The following is an 18,285-nucleotide window of genomic DNA, read 5'->3' as shown; positions in this document are numbered from 1 at the left end:
TACTTGGCATTCGTCGGAATGCCCGCCGGTCTAAGCGGCGATCCGCACCGTTTCAGTCGCGGCCGCGCGCATCGCGTCGGCCTGGACCTGGCGCAGCAGGCTGACGACCGGGCCGGCCTGCGAAGAATTCTCCTCGCCCATCGCATCGATCATCGCCTGGCTCGCCTCCCGGACGCCGGCGATCCGGTCGCCGCGCGCGACCGAGCGCCAGACATGGATGGCGCCGACGAGTGGCTGGTGGATTGGCGCTGCAAACCCGGCCTTCTCGAAAAGGGCCGTGATGGCGAGGTCGCGGCCCGAGACGAGGATCGTGCGTACGCGCTCCTGCGGAACGGTCGAGAGATGCGCGACGAGATGAACGAAGAACTCCATCTTGCCCAGCGCCATGCAGCGCAGGACGAAAGCGGTGGTGAGATGCCCCGTCTCGCGCAGGCGTGCGACGAGTTCGGACATCTCCGCCGTCCGCGCGCCTTCGACGAGAGAGACGGTCGAACGGGCACAGGCATCGCGCGTGACGCGCGCCGCGCGCTCCGAACCGATCGTCGCCTTGACGAAGGCCGATTGGCTGAGGACATCACCGATGCTGGCGAGGAGCCTGTGGCGGCAATCGACGGGCAGCCGCGCCTGGCGGATCAGGATCTCGCGCAATTCGGCGTCGCAGCCGAAGCGTTCGACCATCTGACGGAAGGCCGAGGGCAGGATTTCGGCGTCGTCGTTGCGGGCGAGTTCGATGACGGCCTCACGCGGTCCGAAGGCCGAAAGCGTTGCGGTGACACCGGGAGTGAGCCCTGCCCGCCGTGCGATCACGGTCTGTCCGCGCGCGTCGAGCGTGGCGACGAGCTCGACGAGGTCACCCTCGGTCAAGAGCGGCGAGCGCAGGAGGATCGGCGCTGCGACGGAGGGCTGGTCCTTGGCGAGGTGCAGGACGATGTGCAGCGGCGCGCGGCGGCTGCCGGCAAGCGCCAGGGCGATGGCGGCGCGCACGTTCGGCGATGGGTCGTCGGCGAGGAGCGTCAGCGCGGAGATGGCGGCATGGCGGTCGTCGCGGGGCGTCTCGGCGGCAAGAGCGGCGTTGGCGAGATATGCGGCGGCAGCGGCGCGCTCGGATGCGCGCGTCGAGCGTAGATATGTTTCCGCGATTGCCGTCGTCACGCCCGCCCCCTTCGCAAACTATGCGTGGACGCTAGCCCGAATTGGTTTACGAACGGTTCACCATGTTCTTTAACGCGTCACGTTCGCGATCAGGAGGAGCCTTTCATGGCAGGACTTTACCTCGAGGAATTCGTGCCGGGACACGTTATCCGGCATACGCTGACCAAGTCGGTCACCGAGAGCGACAACATGCTGTTCTCGGCCATGACGCTGAACCCGCAGCCGCTCCACATCGATTTCGATTTCGCGGCGAAGAGCGAGTGGGGCAAGCCGCTGGTCAACTCGCTGTTCACGCTCGGCCTGATGATCGGCATTTCGGTGCATGACACCACGCTCGGCACCACGATCGGAAATCTCGGCATGACCGACACGGTGTTTCCGCATCCGCTCTTCCACGGCGACACGGTGCGCGTGGAGACCGAGGTGAAGAGCGTACGGCCGTCGAAGTCGAAGGCCGATCGCGGCATCGTCGAATTCGAGCACCGCGCCTATAACCAGAACGACGTGCTGGTGGCGAAATGCACGCGCCAGGCCATGATGCTGAGGAAGCCCGCCTGATGCGCTCGCTGCTTTTCGTTCCCGGCGATTCGGAGCGCAAGCTCGACAAGGGGCTCAACTCCGGCGCCGACGCGCTGATCCTCGACCTGGAGGATTCGGTATCTGCGGCCAACAAGCCGGCGGCGCGCGAACTCTCGCGCGACTTCGTTGCAAACCGGCGGCCGACCGGACCTCTGCTCGTCGTCCGCGTCAACGATTTGACGACCGGCCTCACCGATGACGATCTCGCGGCCGTGATGGCTGCGCGGCCCGATGCGATCATGCTGCCGAAATGCAGCGGATATGCCGATCTGGAGCATCTGTCTGTCAAGCTGCGCGTCCACGAAGCCGACCACGGAATCGAGGACGGGGCTACGCGGATCATTCCGATCATCACCGAGACGGGCGCGAGCGTGCTCGCCGGTTCGACCTACCGCGCTCATGCCCGGCTCGGCGCGCTGACCTGGGGCGCGGAGGATCTTTCGGCCGATATCGGCGCAAGCGCGACGCGGGACGAGACGGGCGTCTACACCGAAATCTTCAAACTGGCGCGGGCGGTGACGCTGCTGGCCGCGAGCGCAGCGCAGGCAGCCGCGATCGACACGGTGTTCCCGAATTTCCGCGACAAGGATGCCTTTCGCAAGGACTGCGTAGCCGGCATCCGCGATGGGTTCACCGGGCGGATGGCGATCCATCCGGCGCAGGTGCCGATCATCAACGAGGTCTTCACGCCGTCGGCCGACGCGGTCGCCCATGCGCACGCGGTGATCGATGCGTTTGCTGCGGCCGGCAACCCCGGCGTCGTCGGCATCGATGGCGCAATGTACGACCGTCCCCACCTGCGGCGCGCCGAACGCCTGATCGCGCGCGCGCAGGCTGCCGGGACTGCCTAGTCGGCGTTCCAGCGAGGGCGGCGCATGGCGAAGGTTTCGGTGACAGACGTATAGTCCATGTAGCCGAGGCGGGCGAGATTGCCCGCCTTGACGACATCGAAGAGGCCGTTCGTCAGGACACCGTCGTCGATATAGACGCCGATGACTTCGCCGATGACGACGGTTGCGGCCGAAGGCTCGCCGTTCAGACCGACCGGGCGGAAAATCTCGGTGACCTTGCATTCGAGCGCGGCATGGGCATGCGCGACGCGCGGGGGTGCGACCAGCGTCGACGGCGCGGTTTCGAGCCTGGCGTAGTCGAACTCGCTCGTGCCGTACGGCGCGTCGACAGCGCTGGCGTTCATCGCCTCGGCAAGATCGCGGCTGGCAAGGTTGATGACGAACTCGCCCGTTGCCCGCGCATTGACGACGCTGTCCTTCTCGCCTTCCGAAGAGAACATGACGAGGAAGGGCGTGGTCGTCAGCGCGTTGAAGAAGGAGTAGGGTGCAAGGTTCAGTGCGCCCTCGCCGGACAGTGTCGAGACCCAGCCGATCGGGCGGGGCGAGACGATCGCCTTCGACGGATCGTGCGGCAGGCCGTGGCCGTTCTTCGGTTCGTAGAACATCAGGAAGCGGCTCCGAATTCGGTGATCAGCGCGTCGATGTCGGGGCGCGGGCGCTCGAACGCCTCGCCGTCGAAGGAGCCGATATGGACGAAGCCGATGACGCGCTCCTCCGGTTTGAGGCCTAGAATCGCCCTGCCCTCTTCGACATCCGAATACCAGTTGGTGATCCAGTTCGCGCCATAGCCCATGGCGCCGGCTGCAACGAGGAGGTTCATCGCGACGGCACCGCCGGACAGGAACATCTCCCATTGCGGGATCTTCAGATTCTCGCGCGGCACGTGAACGACGCCGATGACGAGCGGCGCGCGCGAAAAGCGCGTGCGCTCCTGCTCGCGGCGTGCATCGGTGAGCGGGCCTTCGCGTTTTTCGGCGAGTTCCGCAAGCTTTTCGCCGACGCGTTCCCGCGCTTCGCCGCGATAGACGATGAACCGCCAGGGCGCCAGCCGGCCATGATCGGGCACGCGCGCGGCGATGGTCAGGAGCGTACGGATTTCATCGTCGGAGGGCCCGGGCGCGTGCAACTCGGCGATGGGAGCGGACTTCCTGTTGAGAAGGAATTCGATCGTCGAAGACGTCAAATCTGGGTTTCCTCTTCCAAGGGATTGAACCGGCGGGAAGAACGGCGATCGCACGGTGAACGAACCGGCACGTCGGCGCGGTCTGGAGCCTTGAAATTGCCACCGGTTTCGGGTTCAACGCAAGGCATGTTTCCCGTGCCAGACCGTTCACAATGCGACTGATCCGCGCCGTCCTTCTCGCCGTCCTGGCGGGCGCCCTGCCGGCGCAGGCGCAGGATGGCGGACCCGGCGGCCTTGGGGGCGGGTTCGGTGGTGGACCAGGTCCTGGCCGCAATCTGGGTTTCGGAGCGCCGAGCGGCGGCATGCCACGGCTCGAAATTCCCGGCGCGACGACACCGCCACCCCTTTCGCTGCCCCCGATCCAGTCGCAGCCCGACGGCGGCGTCGGCGCGCTGCCGCAGATTCAGCTCCCCTCGCCCTTGCCGCAGATCGAATTGCCCGGCATCACCGGATATGCCGCGCCGTCGATCGGAGTACCGCTCGCCATGCCCGGCGCCGGATCGCTCACCTTGTCGGCCCGACTGACGGGAGAGGGTTCGGAGATCGAACGCGGCATGGTCTGGCGCGTCTTCCGGCCGGAACCGGGCCCGGACGGGCGCCTGCCGCTGATCGCGACCGCGCAGGGCGGCACCAGCAATTTCCAACTCGATCCGGGCAGCTACCTCGTCCATGCGACGTTCGGCCGGGCGGGCGCCACGAAGCGCATCACCCTCGGCCCCAATGCACGCGACGAGCAGTTCGTGCTCGACGCAGGCGGGCTGAAGCTCGACGCCGTGCTCTCGGGCGGTGCCGGCATTCCGCCCGACAAACTGCGTTTCTCGATCTATGAAGGTGCCGGCGATGCAGCGGGCGAGCGTGCGCTGATCGTGCCGAATGTCAGCCCCAAGGCCGTCGTGCGTCTCAACAGCGGCACCTACCACGTCGTCTCGACCTACGGGAACGTCAATGCCGTGATCCGCTCCGACATCCGTGTCGAGGCCGGCCAGTTGACCGAGGCGACCGTCGAGCACAAGGCGGCCGAGATTACCATGAAGCTGGTGCGCGAGGCGGGCGGCGAGGCAATCGCCGACACATCCTGGGCGGTGCTGACCGATTCGGGCGACATCGTGCGCGAAAGCGTTGGCGCATTCGCCTCGATGGTGCTCGCGGAAGGCGAGTATGTCGCCGTCGCACGCAACCGCGAACGCCTTTACCAGCGCGAATTCAGGGTCGTTGCCGGCCGCAACAGCGATGTCGAGGTCATTGCCGACGAAAATGGCGGCGAGCGGATCGACGCTTCCGGCGATTAGCCGATCGAGAGATCGCCGATGGCGGCCGGCGCTGCCGGGCGGGATCGGCGGTCGGTGGCAAGGTCGAAAACCGCCCGGTACATCCGTGCAAGGACCGCCTTGCGCTCGCGATCGAATTCGTCGGCGTGAATGACGGGGCCGATCCGCACGTCCATCGGGCGGCCGGCGCGCTTCGTGAATTCCGGGATCAGAAGGGCGGTCCGCAGCGTCATCGAAAAACGGCTCGCAAGGTGAAACCAGCGGCTGTTCTGGCCCGCGAAATGCAGCGGCACGACCGATGCGCACGCATCGCGAACCAACCGGGCCGGGAACATCTTCCATTCCAGATCGCTCGCCTTCCCGACGATCCGCGTCGCGGTGGCGACGCCGCCTGCCGGGAAGACCACGATGGTGACGCCCTCCTTGAGGAGACGCAGCGCCTCGTTGCGCACGGCCAGATTGGCGGCGACCGCCTCGCGCGTTTCGGAGAAGTCGATCGGCAACGCGTAGGGCGCCATCTCCGAAATCCGCATCAGATCCTTGTGGATCATCACGCGGAACGGCTGACCGAGCCGCTCGGCGAGCGCCAGAATCGCGATGCCATCGGCAATTCCGAACGGATGGTTCGCGACCATGACCAGAGGCGTGTCGGGCAGGCGCGCCGGCGGCCAGACGCCATCGATGCGAAGCTCGATCCCGACCATGCGCAGCATGGTGGAGAAGAGGTCGACACCGCCTGGCGCGACGTCGCGGCGCCAGATGTCGTAGAGCGCTGCGAAGCGGTCGCGCCCCGAAAGGCTCTCGATATGCTCGATCAGGAAACGCTGCAGCCGGCGGTGGCCCTCATTGGCGTAAGTCAGTTCGGGAAAGAGGCGCTGGCGGCGAATCGCGATCATGAGGCGAAGTGTCGCTCGACGCCATGACAGCCATGTGAAAAGGGGCGGCTGACGCCGCCCCCATTCGATCAATTTGCGGCAGCAATCCGCTTCAGGTCCGGCGCGATCGCTTCCTCCCGCAACTTCTCCAGCGCGTCGGCCAGCGACAGCGATTGCTGGTCGCGCGAGCCGAGACGGCGCATGTTGACCGTGGCCTCCTCCGCCTCGCGCTTGCCGCAGACGAGGATCACCGGGACCTTGGCCATCGAGTGCTCGCGGACCTTGTAGTTGATCTTCTCGTTGCGCAAATCCGGCTCGGCATGGATGCCGGCGGCCTTGAGCTTGGCGACGACCGAGTTCGCGTAGTCGTCGGCGTCGGAGGTGATCGTCGCGACGACGACCTGCACTGGCGCGAACCAGAGCGGGAAGTGACCGGCGAAGTTCTCGATCAGGATACCGAGGAAGCGTTCCATCGACCCACAGATGGCGCGGTGGATCATTACCGGCTGCTTCTTTTCCGAATCCTTGTCGATGTAGAAGGCGCCGAAGCGTTCCGGCAGGTTGAAGTCGACCTGCGTCGTGCCGCACTGCCATTCGCGGCCGATCGCATCGCGCAGCGTATATTCGAACTTCGGCCCGTAGAATGCGCCCTCGCCCGGCAGGATACCGGTCTTGATGCGCCCGCCCGATTGCGCCTCGATCTGCTTGAGCACGTCCATCATGACGGATTCGGCGCGATCCCAGAGCGCGTCGGAACCGACCCGCTTCTCCGGGCGTGTCGAGAGCTTCACGACGATCTCGTCAAAGCCGAAATCCTCGTAGACCGAGAGGATCAGATCATTGATCTTCAGGCATTCGGCCGCCATCTGCTCGTCGGTGCAGAAGATGTGCGCGTCGTCCTGCGTGAAGCCGCGAACGCGCATCAGGCCATGCAGCGCGCCTGAAGGCTCGTACCGGTGAACCGTGCCGAATTCTGCAAGGCGGATCGGCAGTTCGCGGTAGGACTTCAAGCCGTGCTTGAATATCTGGACGTGGCCCGGACAGTTCATCGGCTTCAGGGCGAAGACGCGCTGGTCCTCGGCCTTCGGGTCTGCCGACTGCACGGCGAACATGTTTTCCTTGTACCAGCCCCAGTGACCCGACGTCTGCCAGAGCGAGGAATCGAGCACCTGCGGCGCATTGACCTCGTCATAGTCGCCTTCGAGCCGGCGGCGCATATAGGCCGTCAGCTTCTGGAACATGCGCCAGCCCTTGGCGTGCCAGAAGACGACGCCCGGCCCTTCCTCCTGAAAATGGAAAAGGTCCATTTCGCGCCCGAGCCGGCGATGATCGCGCTTCTCCGCCTCCTCCAGCATGTGGAGATAGGCGTCGAGCTCGGCTTGTTCGGCCCAGGCCGTGCCGTAGATGCGCGTCAGCATCGGATTGTTGGAATCGCCGCGCCAGTAGGCGCCGGCGACCTTCATCAGCTTGAAGGCATTGCCGACCTGGCCCGTCGAGGCCATGTGCGGCCCGCGGCAAAGGTCGAACCAGTCGCCCTGCGCGTAAATCTTCAGGTCTTGGTCGGCGGGAATGGCGTCGATCAGTTCGACCTTGTAGGCCTCGCCCTTGTCGGCGAAGACCTGCCGCGCCTTGTCACGCGTCCAGACTTCTCTGGTGAAGGGTTTGTTGCGACCGATAATCTCGCGCATCTTCTTCTCGATGACCGGCAGGTCGTCGAGCGTGAAGGGCGTGTCGCGTGCGAAATCGTAGTAGAAGCCGTTCTCGATGACGGGGCCGATGGTGACCTGCGTGCCCGGCCAAAGCTCCTGCACCGCCTCAGCCAACACGTGTGCGGCGTCGTGGCGGATCAGCTCCAGCGCGCGCAGGTCGCTGCGCGTGATGATCTCGACCGCGCCATCGGCGCCGAGCGGCTCGGACAGGTCGCGCACCTGGCCATCGACCGCATAGGCGACCGCCTTCTTGGCCAGCGACTTGGAGATGGAGTTTGCGAGATCGGCCCCCGTCGCCGCGGCATCGTGCGCGCGAACGGAACCATCGGGAAATGTCAGGGAGACTTCAGGCATGGAATGCTTCCTATCCAGTCCTGCAAACGAGCGCAGGTGGTTGTCGATGTCCGCGCGTTTAGCCGATCAATCGGGCACGGACAAGGTCAGGCGGCGCCACTCTTGCGGCTTACGCGCCAAAGACGCCACGGCGCGTACCATGCCTGATCGCGGTCGAGCCGTTCGGGCACGAGGTCGATGCCGTGCGTGCCGCCGGGCCCGCACCGCATGACACGAAAGAGCCCTATGAACCCGCCGCGCCACAAGCCATGCCGCGCGATGGCCTCATAGGCGAATTCCGAACAGGTCGGATAATGCCGGCACGAATTGCCGACGAAGCCGGAGAGCGTGAGCTGGTAGAGGCGGACGAAACCGGTGCCGAACACCCGCCCCGGCGTGCGCGGCCAGGCGCCGGACCAGTTGCGCGAGCGGCTGATCATCTGTCTTCGATCACAGCGGCCGAAGGTCGCTCGCCACGCGGCCGGCAACATCCTTCGACAGGTCGGCCCGCAGCCGCACATCGACCCTCGTATTGAGAAGCGCTTCCAGTTCGAGTTCCAGATCGGCAAGTTCGAATGTCGACATGGGCTCGCGATCCTCGACGAGAATGTCGATATCGCTGCCCTCGGAGTCGCTACCTCGCGCCACCGAACCATAAAGGCACGGATTGTCGACGGGGTAGCGGGCGATGACGGCGAGCACCTCATCCCGGTGCCTGGCAAGCGATTCGGATGGGCGCATGTTTTTTCTCCTACGCCGCCTGTCCGGCGCGCTTCTTCTCGATCTGGTCGATGGCGTCGACGACGGCGTCGAAGGTGAGCATGGTCGAGGCGTGGCGGGCCTTATAGTCGCGAACGGGCTCGAGGTAGCGCAGGTCGGCGAAGCGGCCTTCGGGCGGCGTGCCGTTTTCTTTGAGCATGCGACGCATCGTCTCGCGCACGGAGCGCAATTCGTCGGCGCGGGCGCCGACGACGTGGCGAGCCATGATGGAGGAGGATGCCTGCCCGAGCGCACAGGCCTTCACCTCATGGGCAAAATCGACCACCTCGTCGCCGTCCATTCTGAGATCAATGGTGACGGTCGAGCCGCAGAGCTTGGAATGGGCGGTCGCGCTCGCGTCCGGGTCGGACAGGCGGCCGAGCCGTTCGATGTTGCCCGCAAACCCCAGGATTTTCGCGTTGTAGACGTCGTCGATCATCGCAGTTTCCAGCTCCTGCGGCGCGGCTGAACAAATCGTCGCCGCTGCCATGCCTTTTCATCGGCCGATAGGCGAATATATAGTGGTTGTGCGATCGACCCGACAAGCCGTGCCGGCGAAAGAGGGTTGGCCGCATGCACGCCATTTCGGATCGACGGCAGGATCTGCCAAAAAATCCGGGAAAGGCTGTGGTCCGTTCAACTCGTTCCTCCGTAGAGGGGAACTACGGGAGACGCCTTTCATGGACGCAATTGTGAAATCATTCCCCAACCGTGCCGACGCCGATACGACCCTCGAACAGCAGCCGCGCCCGACACAGGTCGAAGTCGAAGCGGCGGTGCGCGTCCTCCTGCGCTGGACCGGAGACAATCCGGACCGCGAAGGGCTGGTCGATACGCCTAAACGCGTCGCAAAAGCCTATCGGGAAATGTTTTCCGGCTACGATCAGGACCCGTTCGAAGAGCTGGGCCGCACTTTCGAAGAAGTTGCGGGCTATGACGATCTCGTCCTGATCCGCGACATTCCGTTTCACTCGCACTGCGAGCACCACATGGTGCCGATCATCGGCAAGGCGCATGTCGGCTACCTGCCGGACGGCAAGGTCGTCGGCCTGTCGAAGATCGCGCGGGTCGTCGATATCTTCGCCCACCGCCTGCAGACGCAGGAGGCGATGACAGCGCAGATCGCCGGCGTGATCCAGGACGCATTGACGCCCCGCGGCGTGGCCGTCGTGATCGAAGCCGAGCATATGTGCATGGCCATGCGCGGCATTCGCAAGTCCGGCTCGAGCACCATGACGTCGACTTTCACGGGTGCGTTCCGCGACCATCCGGAGGAGCAGGCACGCTTTTTGATGTCGCTGCGCGACTTCCGCGCGCCCTGACCGTCACTCGATTCCCAACGGATATCATGCAGTTCCAATCGCCTCCGACTTCCAAGGCGGCGCTCGAAGAGGGCGACGCCTTCACGCCGCGCTTCGACGCTGCCGGCCTCATTACCGCCGTCGTGACCGATGCGCATGAGGGCACGGTGCTGATGGTCGCGCACATGAATGCCGAGGCGCTGGCGCTGTCACTGGAGACGGGCATCGCGCATTACTGGTCGCGCTCGCGCAACCAGCTCTGGAAAAAGGGCGAGACGTCCGGCAATTTGCAGACGATCGTCGAACTGCGGACGGACTGCGACCAGGACGCGATATGGCTGCGCGTCGAGGTCGCCGGGCACGATGCGACCTGCCACACAGGGCGGCGTTCTTGCTTTTATCGCAGGGCCGAGAAGGCGGATGGCGGCGTTCGTCTCGTCATCGACGCAGCGCCGAAATTCGACCCCGGAACCATCTACACCAAATAGGCGATTGCTCTGGCGCATCGCTCGTCTTCATCCTTCGGATACCATATCTTGTCAGTATGGCCCGATCTGAGATGGAGCAACCGATGCTCGACTGGGCGTCCTTCATGAGCAAGCCGGAAGCAGGGGCAGCCCTGCCGTCCTCGCCCGAGATCAAGCTTCCGGAACGGCCGGAGCCGATGGGCGTCGCGCTTGCGCTGGGCGGCGGCGCGGCACGTGGCTGGGCGCATATCGGTGTGCTGCGCGCGCTCGATGAAGCCGGCATTCGCATCAACATGATCGCCGGAACCTCGATCGGCGCACTGGTCGGCGGCTGCTATCTCGCCGGCAAGCTGGACGAACTGGAAGATTTCGCCCGTTCGCTGACGAAGCGACGGATATTCGGCCTGCTCGACTTCAACCTGCGCGGCTCCGGCCTGCTCGGCGGGATGCGCCTGACGGCGCGGATGCAGGAGCATCTGGAAGGCCTGACCTTCGCCGATCTGCCGCGTCCTTTCGTCTGCGTCGCGGCCGAAATCCGCACCGGCCACGAAATCTGGCTGTCGAGCGGATCACTGATCACGGCGATGCGCGCGTCCTATGCCCTGCCCGGCGTGTTCGAGCCGGTCGTTTGCAACAAGCGCGTGCTGGTCGACGGCGCGCTGGTCAATCCGGTGCCGGTCTCCGTCTGCCGCGCGCACGAGCAGCCGCTCGTCGTCGCGGTCAACCTCCACTACGATCTTTTCGGCCGCGCCGCCGTCATCAAGCACTCGGCCGACATGCCGGCGGATGGCGAGGAAATGGCCGACGGAAAGAAGACGCCGCTGATCGTCGACAAGGGCCCGCGCGACCGCGAGGCGCGGCTCGGCATCACCGGCGTCATGGTCGAGGCGTTCAACATCATCCAGGACCGCATTTCGCGTTCGCGCCTTGCCGGCGATCCGCCTGACCTGTCGCTGCAGCCCAAGCTCGGCCATATCGGGCTGACGGAGTTTCACCGCGCCGACGAACTGATCAAGCTCGGCTACGACGCGACGCGTGCGCAGCTTGCCGAGTTGGACCGGCTGCAGAACGTGCTTGCCTAGGCCCTTGCCGCGTCGAGAATCCTGAACTGCACGGAGCGCGAGCCGTTCCAGTAGTTGGACGCAATCGAGCCGGCGACATGCACCGTCTGGCCGCGTGACGTCGCCAGGAAATGGCCGAGGTCGGTCTCGGCCGACCGAAACGCCATGGCCTGTAAACGCCCACCCATTTCCGATGCCAGTTCGACGCGCAGATGGCCGGTGCCCACGGCACGCGCGTCGAGGATGCGGTGGCGCGGGAGGGCGAGGATGGGCTGGGGGTGACCGGCGCCGAAGGGTCCTGCGGTCTCCATCGCGTCGAGGAGATCGAAACGTGCGCCCTCGGCGGAAAGCGCAGCGTCGATCTTCAATGTCTCACCCTCGCGCAGATCCTTGACCTGCGAAGCCGCTCGTTCCTCGAAGAAGGCGCGCAATTCGCCGAGCTTCTCGCGCCTGACCGTGATGCCGGCGGCCATTGCGTGGCCACCGCCCTTGACGAGCAGGCCGGCATCGACCGCATCGCGCACGAGACGGCCGAGGTCGAAGCCGGGCACGGAGCGGCCCGAGCCGCTGCCGACACCGTTCGCGTTGAACGAAATGGCAAAGGCGGGACGGCGCGCATGGTCCTTCAGCCGCGAGGCGAGAAGGCCGACGATGCCGGGATGCCAGTTGTCGCTGACGGCGACCAGCACGCCCGGCCCGTCGCCATGGACGAGTTCGGCATCGGCCTGCGCCTTGGCATCGAGAAGCATCACCGCTTCCATCGCTTGCCGCTCCTGGTTCAGGCGGTCAAGCGTTTCGGCGATCGTGCCGGCCTCAATGGGATCGTCGCAGGCAAGGAGCTTCGAGCCGAGCGCCGCATCCCCGATGCGCCCGCCGGCATTGATGCGCGGGCCGATGATGAAGCCGAAATGGAAAACATTGAGCGGCTCGCCGATCTTGGAGACCCGCGCGAGAGCTGCGATGCCCGGATTGCCGAGCCGACGCGCGGCGGCCAGCCCCTTCACCACGAAGGCCCGGTTGACCCCGATGAGCGGAACGACGTCGCAGACCGTCGCCAGCGCGACCAAATCGAGCATCGACAGAAGGTCGGGCAGATCGGTGCGGCCGCGCGTGCGCAGGATGCTGGTAACGCGCACCAGCGTGACGAAGACGACGCCGGCCGCGCATAGATGCCCCTGCCCCGACAAATCGTCCTCGCGGTTGGGATTGACGACGGCGATGGCGGCCGGAAGTGGCCCGCCGACCTGGTGATGGTCGAGGACGACGACATCCGCGCCCGCCTCGTTGGCGGCATCGACGGAGGGCGCACTGTTGGTGCCGCAGTCGACGGTGACGATCAACTTCGCACCACGCGCAACGAGGTCACGCATGGCGTCGGGGTTCGGGCCGTAGCCTTCGAAGATGCGGTCAGGGATGTAGATTTCGGCCGGCACGCCGAAATGCGCGAGATAGCGCTTCATCAGCGCCGACGAGCACGCGCCATCGACGTCGTAGTCGCCGAAGATCGCGACCGGTTCGCGGCGCTGGACCGCGTCTGCGATGCGTTCGGCGGCCTTGTCCATGTCGGTCAGCGACGAGGGATCGGGAAGGAGGTCGCGGATGGTCGGATCGAGAAAGCGCGGTGTCTCGTCGAGCCCGACCCCGCGCGCGGCGAGCACGCGCGCAACTATGTCCGGCACGCCATGCGACTGGGCGATGGCGAGGGCGATGTTCTCCTGGCGCGGATCGAGCCGGTGTTCCCAGGCCAGCCCCCGCACCGATCGGCGCACGTCGAAGAAGTGCCGCCGCTCCAGGGTCAACGCGCTGCCCGGTGCGCCATCAGCCGGCACGCTCGATGCGGATGACCTGCGGCATATCGACGAGATGGCCATCCTTCGTCACCCCGTCGATCGCCTTGCGCACGGCCGCTTCCGTCGTCTCATGCGTGACGAGAATGACGGTCTTGCGGTCCGCGCCGGCATCCCGGTCGGAGTGCTGCACGATCGATTCCAGCGAAATGTCGTTGTCGGCCATGCGGCGCGCGAGTGCGGCGAAGACGCCGGTGCGGTCGTACACCGTGAGGCGGATGAAATAGCCGCCGGCATGGGCGCGCATCTTCGCCTTCTTGCACGGCGCGAGTTCCTTGGCGGGGCGGCCGAAGACGGGGCCGTGCTGGAAGCCGGGACGGCTCTTGGCAATGTCGGCAATGTCGCCGATGACGGCCGAGGCGGTGGCGTTGCCGCCGGCGCCGGGGCCGGAGAGCAGCAGCTCGCCCAGAATGTCGGTCTCGATGGCGACCGCGTTGGTGACGCCGTGGACCTGCGCGATGACCGACGCGGTCGGCACCATGGTCGGGTGGACGCGCTGCTCGATGCCGGTCTCGGTCTTCTGCGCGACGCCGAGGAGCTTGATGCGGTAGCCGAGCTCGGATGCGGCGCGGATGTCCGCCTGCGTGATGTTCGAGATGCCTTCCATATAGATGTCGTCGGCGGCGATCTTGGTGCCGAAGGCAAGGCTGGTGAGGATCGCAAGCTTGTGGGCGGTGTCGTTGCCCTCGATGTCGAAGGTCGGGTCCGCTTCTGCGTAGCCGAGCCGCTGGGCGTCGGCGAGGCAGTCTTCGAAGGAGATGCCCTCGGCCTCCATGCGGGTCAGGATGTAGTTGCAGGTGCCGTTGAGGATGCCGAAGACGCGCAGCACCGTGTTGCCGGCAAGCGCCTCGCGCATGGTCTTGATGACGGGAATTCCGCCGGCGACCGCCGCCTCGTAGTTGAGGAGCACGCCGCGCTTTTCGGCCGCCTCGGCAAGCGCGAGGCCGTGCTTGGCCAGCAGCGCCTTGTTGGCGGTGACAACGTGATGGCCGGCGTCGAGCGCGGCCTTGACCGCTTCGCGCGCCGGACCTTCGTCGCCGCCGATCAGTTCGACGAAGACGTCGATGTCCTTCGACTTGGCGAGCGCAACCGGATCGTCGAACCACTGCATGCCATCAAGCGAGATGCCGCGGTCGCGTGTCCTGTCACGTGCGGCGACGGCGACGATCGAGATCGGCCGGCCACACTGGCGGGTGAGTTCTGCCGCCCTCTCGGTGACCAGCCGGACGACCGAAGCGCCGACCGTACCCAAACCGGCGATACCCACACGCAATGCTTCGCTCATGCCCCGAATCGTCCTTTCAATATTCCGTTTTCGTCCTGCTCAGCGCCGGGCGCCGATCTGCACCACATTGTCGGGCGCGGGAGCCGAGGCCCCCATGAACTTCTTGATCGAGCGCGCCGCCTGGCGGATGCGATGCTCGTTCTCGACCAGCGCAAGGCGCACATAGTCGTCGCCATGTTCGCCGAAGCCGATGCCCGGCGCGACGGCAACATCGGCCTTTTCGACGAGGAGCTTCGAAAACTCCAGCGAGCCGAGATGCTTGTATTGGTCCGGGATCGGCGCCCAGGCGAACATCGTCGCGGCAGGTGCCGGAATCGTCCAGCCGGCGCGGCCGAACGCATCGACCATCACGTCGCGGCGGCGGTGATAGACCTTGCGGACTTCCTCCACCTCGGCGCCATCGCCGTTGAGGGCTGCCGTCGCCGCAACCTGGATCGGCGTGAAGGCGCCGTAGTCGAGATAGGATTTGACGCGCGTCAGGGCCGAGATCAGGCGCTCATTGCCGACTGCAAAGCCCATGCGCCAGCCGGGCATGGAGAAGGTCTTCGACATCGAGGTGAATTCGACCGCGATGTCCATCGCGCCTGGAACCTGCAGGATAGAAGGCGGCGGCGCGCCGTCGAAATAGATCTCGGCATAGGCGAGATCGGACAGGATGATCAGGTCGTGCTTGCGGGCGAAGGCGACGACATCCTTGTAGAAGTCGAGCGAGGCGACATGCGCCGTCGGGTTCGACGGGTAGTTCATGATCAGCGCGAGCGGCTTGGGGATCGAGTGCTTGATCGCGCGCTCGAGCGCCGGGATGAAGCCGTTGTCGGGCTCGACCTGCATCGAGCGGATGACACCGCCCGACATGATGAAGCCGAAGGCGTGGATCGGATAGGTCGGGTTGGGGCAGAGGATCACGTCGCCGGGCGCGGTGATCGCCTGCGCCATGTTGGCGAAGCCTTCCTTGGAGCCGAGCGTGGCGACGATCTGCGTGTCGGCATTGAGCTTCACGCCGAAACGACGCGCATAGTAATTCGCCTGCGCGCGGCGCAGGCCGGGAATGCCGCGCGAGGACGAATAGCGATGCGTGCGCGGATCGCGCACCACGTCGACCAGCTTGTCGACGATCGCCTTCGGCGTCGGCAGGTCGGGATTGCCCATCCCCAGATCGATGATGTCGGCGCCCTTGGCGCGGGCCGAGGCCTTCAGCCGGTTGACCTGCTCGAACACGTAAGGCGGAAGACGGCGGACCTTGTGAAACTCTTCCATTGGGCAAACCCGGCGCGGCTAGAGGGAATGGTGGCGGCTATACACAGTTTCAGGGCGACGGTCGAGACGGCCGACCGTCGTCAGTTGCGTTCGATGCGGCTGATCGCGCCCTGTGCATGCGAGCTGCCGATCCGGCGCAATTGCGCCGCCGAAGAGGCCGGCGCCGAATCGGTCGCGGCCTGACTGTCGCGGCGGGCGCGCAGTTCGTCGGCGGTCGCGGCGCGTTCCGCGGGCGTGATCTGGGCCGTCGCCGGCTGCAGCGGAACGTTGAGATTGGGATAGACGCCCGATCCGACCGAGGCTGTCGAGGCGGACACGCCCGGGTCGGCCTGCGGGGCGGCGCACGCAGAAAGGGCAACGGCGAGGGCCGCCGCCGCGCCCGAAAGCTTCGAAATGAGATGACCGGCCATTCTTCCTCTTTCCGTCCTTCGGGCGGTTGCATTCGTTGGACCGCCCGCGTCCCATCGTGTTAGTCTGTAAAGAAAATGCCGCCGGGAGGAAGCGCAAAAATCATGGCCGGCCCCAAGACGACGCAAGGTACGCAGAAGGCGGACGCTCCGGGTATCGAGGACTACCTCGTCAAGGACCCCGAGGAGTTCGCGGTCAACGTCTCCCACATGATGGAAGAGGCCGGAAAGGTGGCGGCTGCATGGACGGCACCGCGCGAGGCCGGCGAAGTTCGCGACACGGTGGCTGAGCCGATGGCCGACATGGTCAAGACCTTCTCCAGGCTCACCGAATACTGGCTGTCCGACCCGTCGCGCGCGCTGGAAGCGCAGACGCGACTTTATTCGGGCTACATGGAAGCGTGGACGCGGTCGATGGCGAAGATCGCCGATCCCGACGCCCCTGCCGCGCCAGAAGCACCCGACAAGCGCTTCAAGGACCCCGACTGGGGCCGGAACGCCTTTTTCGACTTCCTGAAACAGACCTATCTCGTGACCTCGCGCTGGGCGAACGACCTGGTCGAGCATGCGGACGGGCTGGACGAGCATACGCGCCACAAGGCAGGCTTTTACGTCAAGCAGATCAGCCACGCCATATCGCCCTCGAACTTCATCCTGACGAACCCGGAACTGTTCCGCGAGACGGTGTCGAGCAACGGCGCGAACCTCGTGCGCGGCCTGAAGATGTTGGCCGAGGACATCGCGGCCGGCAAGGGCGACCTCAAGCTGCGCCAGTCCGACGCGTCGCGCTTCGAGATCGGCAAGAACATCGCGACGACGCCGGGAAAGGTGGTCGCGCGCTCCGACGTCGCCGAGATCATCCAGTACGAGCCGGCGACGAAGGACGTGCTGAAGCGCCCTCTCCTCATCTGCCCGCCCTGGATCAACAAGTTCTACATCCTCGATCTCAACCCGGAGAAATCCTTCATCCGCTGGGCGGTCGAACAGGGGCACACGGTCTTCGTGATCTCGTGGGTCAACCCTGATGAGCGGCATGCGCGCACCGGCTGGGAGGAATATATCCGCGACGGCGTCCAGTTCGCCCTCGATACGGTCGAGAAGGCGACCGGCGAAAAGCAGGTCAACGCGATCGGCTATTGCGTCGGCGGCACGCTGCTCGCGGCTGCGCTCGCACTGTTCGCCAAGCAGGGCGAAAAGCGCATCGCCACCGCGACCTTCTTCACCACGCAGGTCGACTTCACCCATGCCGGCGACCTCAAGGTCTTCGTCGACGAGGAGCAGATCGGCGCGCTCGAACGCGCAATGGAAACGCGCGGCTATCTCGACGGCACCAAGATGGCGACGGCATTCAACATGCTGCGCGCAGGCGATTTGATCTGGCCCTACGTCGTCAACAACTACATGCGCGGCAAGACGCCGATGCCGTTCGATCTTCTCTACTGGAATTCCGATTCGACGCGCATGAGCGCGGCCAACCACTCCTTCTACCTGCGCAACTGCTATCTCGAGAACAATCTGGCGACCGGCAAGATGAAGCTCGCCGGCAAGACGCTGTCGCTCAAGGATGTGAAGATCCCGATCTACAATCTGGCGACGAAGGAAGACCATATCGCGCCTGCGAAGTCGGTCTTCGTCGGCAGCGCCCTTTTCGGCGGAGAGGTCGACTATGTCATGGCGGGGTCCGGCCACATCGCAGGCGTCGTCAACCCGCCCGCTGCCGGGAAGTACCAGTTCTGGTCCGGCGACGCGCCCAAAGGTGATTTCGACGACTGGGTCGCGAAGGCGACCGAAACACCGGGCTCGTGGTGGCCGCATTGGGACACCTGGATTCGCACGCAGGACGACAAGACGGCCAAAGCGCGGAAAATCGGGAAAAATACCGAGGTTCTAGCTGACGCACCTGGGGATTACGTCAGGGTGCGGGTGTAGACAGACGGCACGAATTCACCAA

General features: G+C 65.4%; 19 protein-coding genes. 7 read left to right on the top strand and 12 right to left on the bottom strand.

Annotation, left to right across the window (positions count from 1 at the left end; all coding sequences use genetic code 11):
- Positions 1-30: 30 nt before the first annotated feature.
- A complete protein-coding gene (locus ALII_RS0100980) occupies positions 31-1,152 on the bottom strand; it encodes a DUF2336 domain-containing protein (protein ID WP_051375729.1) in 1,122 nt (373 codons plus the stop codon).
- A gap of 105 nt (positions 1,153-1,257) precedes the next feature.
- On the opposite strand from ALII_RS0100980, the gene ALII_RS0100975 reads away from it, so the two are divergent.
- Complete coding sequence (locus ALII_RS0100975) at positions 1,258-1,710, top strand: MaoC family dehydratase (protein ID WP_024585472.1); 453 nt, start codon at positions 1,258-1,260, stop codon at positions 1,708-1,710.
- Positions 1,710-2,582, top strand: coding sequence for a CoA ester lyase (locus ALII_RS0100970; protein WP_024585471.1), 873 nt, complete (start codon positions 1,710-1,712; stop codon positions 2,580-2,582). Before ALII_RS0100975 ends, ALII_RS0100970 begins: the two co-directional genes overlap by 1 nt.
- Here ALII_RS0100970 and ALII_RS0100965 read toward each other — a convergent pair.
- The gene (locus ALII_RS0100965; protein WP_024585470.1) at positions 2,579-3,187 is read right to left on the bottom strand and encodes a flavin reductase family protein; all 609 of its coding nucleotides are present in this window, start codon (positions 3,185-3,187) and stop codon (positions 2,579-2,581) included. The two genes, ALII_RS0100970 and ALII_RS0100965, sit on opposite strands and share 4 nt — an antisense overlap.
- Entirely contained in the window at positions 3,187-3,765 is a 579-nt protein-coding gene (locus ALII_RS0100960) for a nitroreductase (RefSeq protein WP_024585469.1), read from the bottom strand. The genes ALII_RS0100965 and ALII_RS0100960 overlap by 1 nt, the downstream gene beginning before the upstream one ends.
- A 152-nt stretch (positions 3,766-3,917) precedes the next feature.
- Between ALII_RS0100960 and ALII_RS0100955 the strand changes: the two genes are divergently transcribed.
- The gene (locus ALII_RS0100955; protein WP_024585468.1) at positions 3,918-5,054 is read left to right on the top strand and encodes a hypothetical protein; all 1,137 of its coding nucleotides are present in this window, start codon (positions 3,918-3,920) and stop codon (positions 5,052-5,054) included.
- Here ALII_RS0100955 and ALII_RS0100950 read toward each other — a convergent pair.
- The 5 genes from ALII_RS0100950 to ALII_RS0100930 all read right to left on the bottom strand — a co-directional run bounded on the left by ALII_RS0100950 (position 5,051) and on the right by ALII_RS0100930 (position 9,148).
- Entirely contained in the window at positions 5,051-5,929 is an 879-nt protein-coding gene (locus ALII_RS0100950) for a 1-acyl-sn-glycerol-3-phosphate acyltransferase (RefSeq protein WP_024585467.1), read from the bottom strand. The genes ALII_RS0100955 and ALII_RS0100950 overlap by 4 nt on opposite strands.
- A 68-nt stretch (positions 5,930-5,997) precedes the next feature.
- Complete coding sequence (gene thrS / locus ALII_RS0100945) at positions 5,998-7,971, bottom strand: threonine--tRNA ligase (protein ID WP_024585466.1); 1,974 nt, start codon at positions 7,969-7,971, stop codon at positions 5,998-6,000.
- A gap of 86 nt (positions 7,972-8,057) precedes the next feature.
- Positions 8,058-8,390: a membrane protein insertion efficiency factor YidD gene (gene yidD / locus ALII_RS0100940; RefSeq protein ID WP_024585465.1), complete on the bottom strand. Its 333-nt coding sequence runs from the start codon at positions 8,388-8,390 to the stop codon at positions 8,058-8,060.
- Positions 8,391-8,400: 10 nt separating this feature from the next.
- Positions 8,401-8,691 (bottom strand): nucleotidyltransferase domain-containing protein, encoded by a 291-nt coding sequence (locus ALII_RS0100935; RefSeq protein ID WP_024585464.1) that lies wholly within the window; start codon positions 8,689-8,691, stop codon positions 8,401-8,403.
- A gap of 10 nt (positions 8,692-8,701) precedes the next feature.
- The gene (locus ALII_RS0100930) at positions 8,702-9,148 is read right to left on the bottom strand and encodes an iron-sulfur cluster assembly scaffold protein (RefSeq protein ID WP_024585463.1); all 447 of its coding nucleotides are present in this window, start codon (positions 9,146-9,148) and stop codon (positions 8,702-8,704) included.
- Between the two features lie 241 nt (positions 9,149-9,389).
- Between ALII_RS0100930 and folE the strand changes: the two genes are divergently transcribed.
- From folE to ALII_RS0100915, 3 genes are all read left to right on the top strand, one after another.
- On the top strand, positions 9,390-10,031 hold the full coding sequence (folE, locus tag ALII_RS0100925) for a GTP cyclohydrolase I FolE (RefSeq protein WP_024585462.1): 642 nt from the start codon (positions 9,390-9,392) through the stop codon (positions 10,029-10,031).
- Between the two features lie 26 nt (positions 10,032-10,057).
- On the top strand, positions 10,058-10,498 hold the full coding sequence (gene hisI, locus ALII_RS0100920) for a phosphoribosyl-AMP cyclohydrolase (RefSeq protein WP_024585461.1): 441 nt from the start codon (positions 10,058-10,060) through the stop codon (positions 10,496-10,498).
- Between the two features lie 83 nt (positions 10,499-10,581).
- Positions 10,582-11,559, top strand: a complete 978-nt coding sequence (locus ALII_RS0100915) for a patatin family protein (RefSeq protein WP_024585460.1) — start codon at positions 10,582-10,584, stop codon at positions 11,557-11,559.
- Here ALII_RS0100915 and recJ read toward each other — a convergent pair.
- The 4 genes from recJ to ALII_RS0100895 form a co-directional block, all read right to left on the bottom strand.
- On the bottom strand, positions 11,556-13,337 hold the full coding sequence (gene recJ / locus ALII_RS0100910) for a single-stranded-DNA-specific exonuclease RecJ (RefSeq protein WP_024585459.1): 1,782 nt from the start codon (positions 13,335-13,337) through the stop codon (positions 11,556-11,558). The genes ALII_RS0100915 and recJ overlap by 4 nt on opposite strands.
- Positions 13,338-13,356: 19 nt before the next feature.
- Positions 13,357-14,670: a homoserine dehydrogenase gene (locus ALII_RS0100905; RefSeq protein ID WP_024585458.1), complete on the bottom strand. Its 1,314-nt coding sequence runs from the start codon at positions 14,668-14,670 to the stop codon at positions 13,357-13,359.
- Positions 14,671-14,709: 39 nt separating this feature from the next.
- Positions 14,710-15,927, bottom strand: coding sequence for an LL-diaminopimelate aminotransferase (locus tag ALII_RS0100900; protein ID WP_024585457.1), 1,218 nt, complete (start codon positions 15,925-15,927; stop codon positions 14,710-14,712).
- Between the two features lie 80 nt (positions 15,928-16,007).
- Positions 16,008-16,337 (bottom strand): hypothetical protein, encoded by a 330-nt coding sequence (locus ALII_RS0100895; RefSeq protein WP_024585456.1) that lies wholly within the window; start codon positions 16,335-16,337, stop codon positions 16,008-16,010.
- A 102-nt stretch (positions 16,338-16,439) separates the two neighbouring features.
- Between ALII_RS0100895 and phaC the strand changes: the two genes are divergently transcribed.
- Complete coding sequence (gene phaC / locus ALII_RS0100890; RefSeq protein WP_024585455.1) at positions 16,440-18,263, top strand: class I poly(R)-hydroxyalkanoic acid synthase; 1,824 nt, start codon at positions 16,440-16,442, stop codon at positions 18,261-18,263.
- Positions 18,264-18,285 lie beyond the last annotated feature (22 nt).

This window comes from Aliihoeflea sp. 2WW (assembly GCF_000497755.1).
Taxonomy (GTDB): domain Bacteria; phylum Pseudomonadota; class Alphaproteobacteria; order Rhizobiales; family Rhizobiaceae; genus Aliihoeflea.
Note: the sequence above shows the minus strand (reverse complement) of the source record. Positions and strands in the feature narration are given on the sequence as shown.

Bases quoted from the DNA above. Each gene is read 5' to 3' on its own strand.
- ALII_RS0100975 (WP_024585472.1), top strand. From the start codon at position 1,258: ATGGCAGGACTTTACCTCGAGGAATTCGTGCCGGGACACGTTATCCGG.
- ALII_RS0100970 (WP_024585471.1), top strand. From the start codon at position 1,710: ATGCGCTCGCTGCTTTTCGTTCCCGGCGATTCGGAGCGCAAGCTCGAC.
- ALII_RS0100965 (WP_024585470.1), bottom strand. From the start codon at position 3,187: ATGTTCTACGAACCGAAGAACGGCCACGGCCTGCCGCACGATCCGTCG.
- ALII_RS0100955 (WP_024585468.1), top strand. From the start codon at position 3,918: ATGCGACTGATCCGCGCCGTCCTTCTCGCCGTCCTGGCGGGCGCCCTG.
- ALII_RS0100950 (WP_024585467.1), bottom strand. From the start codon at position 5,929: ATGATCGCGATTCGCCGCCAGCGCCTCTTTCCCGAACTGACTTACGCC.
- thrS (WP_024585466.1), bottom strand. From the start codon at position 7,971: ATGCCTGAAGTCTCCCTGACATTTCCCGATGGTTCCGTTCGCGCGCAC.
- yidD (WP_024585465.1), bottom strand. From the start codon at position 8,390: ATGATCAGCCGCTCGCGCAACTGGTCCGGCGCCTGGCCGCGCACGCCG.
- ALII_RS0100935 (WP_024585464.1), bottom strand. From the start codon at position 8,691: ATGCGCCCATCCGAATCGCTTGCCAGGCACCGGGATGAGGTGCTCGCC.
- ALII_RS0100930 (WP_024585463.1), bottom strand. From the start codon at position 9,148: ATGATCGACGACGTCTACAACGCGAAAATCCTGGGGTTTGCGGGCAAC.
- folE (WP_024585462.1), top strand. From the start codon at position 9,390: ATGGACGCAATTGTGAAATCATTCCCCAACCGTGCCGACGCCGATACG.
- hisI (WP_024585461.1), top strand. From the start codon at position 10,058: ATGCAGTTCCAATCGCCTCCGACTTCCAAGGCGGCGCTCGAAGAGGGC.
- ALII_RS0100915 (WP_024585460.1), top strand. From the start codon at position 10,582: ATGCTCGACTGGGCGTCCTTCATGAGCAAGCCGGAAGCAGGGGCAGCC.
- ALII_RS0100905 (WP_024585458.1), bottom strand. From the start codon at position 14,670: ATGAGCGAAGCATTGCGTGTGGGTATCGCCGGTTTGGGTACGGTCGGC.
- ALII_RS0100900 (WP_024585457.1), bottom strand. From the start codon at position 15,927: ATGGAAGAGTTTCACAAGGTCCGCCGTCTTCCGCCTTACGTGTTCGAG.
- ALII_RS0100895 (WP_024585456.1), bottom strand. From the start codon at position 16,337: ATGGCCGGTCATCTCATTTCGAAGCTTTCGGGCGCGGCGGCGGCCCTC.
- phaC (WP_024585455.1), top strand. From the start codon at position 16,440: ATGGCCGGCCCCAAGACGACGCAAGGTACGCAGAAGGCGGACGCTCCG.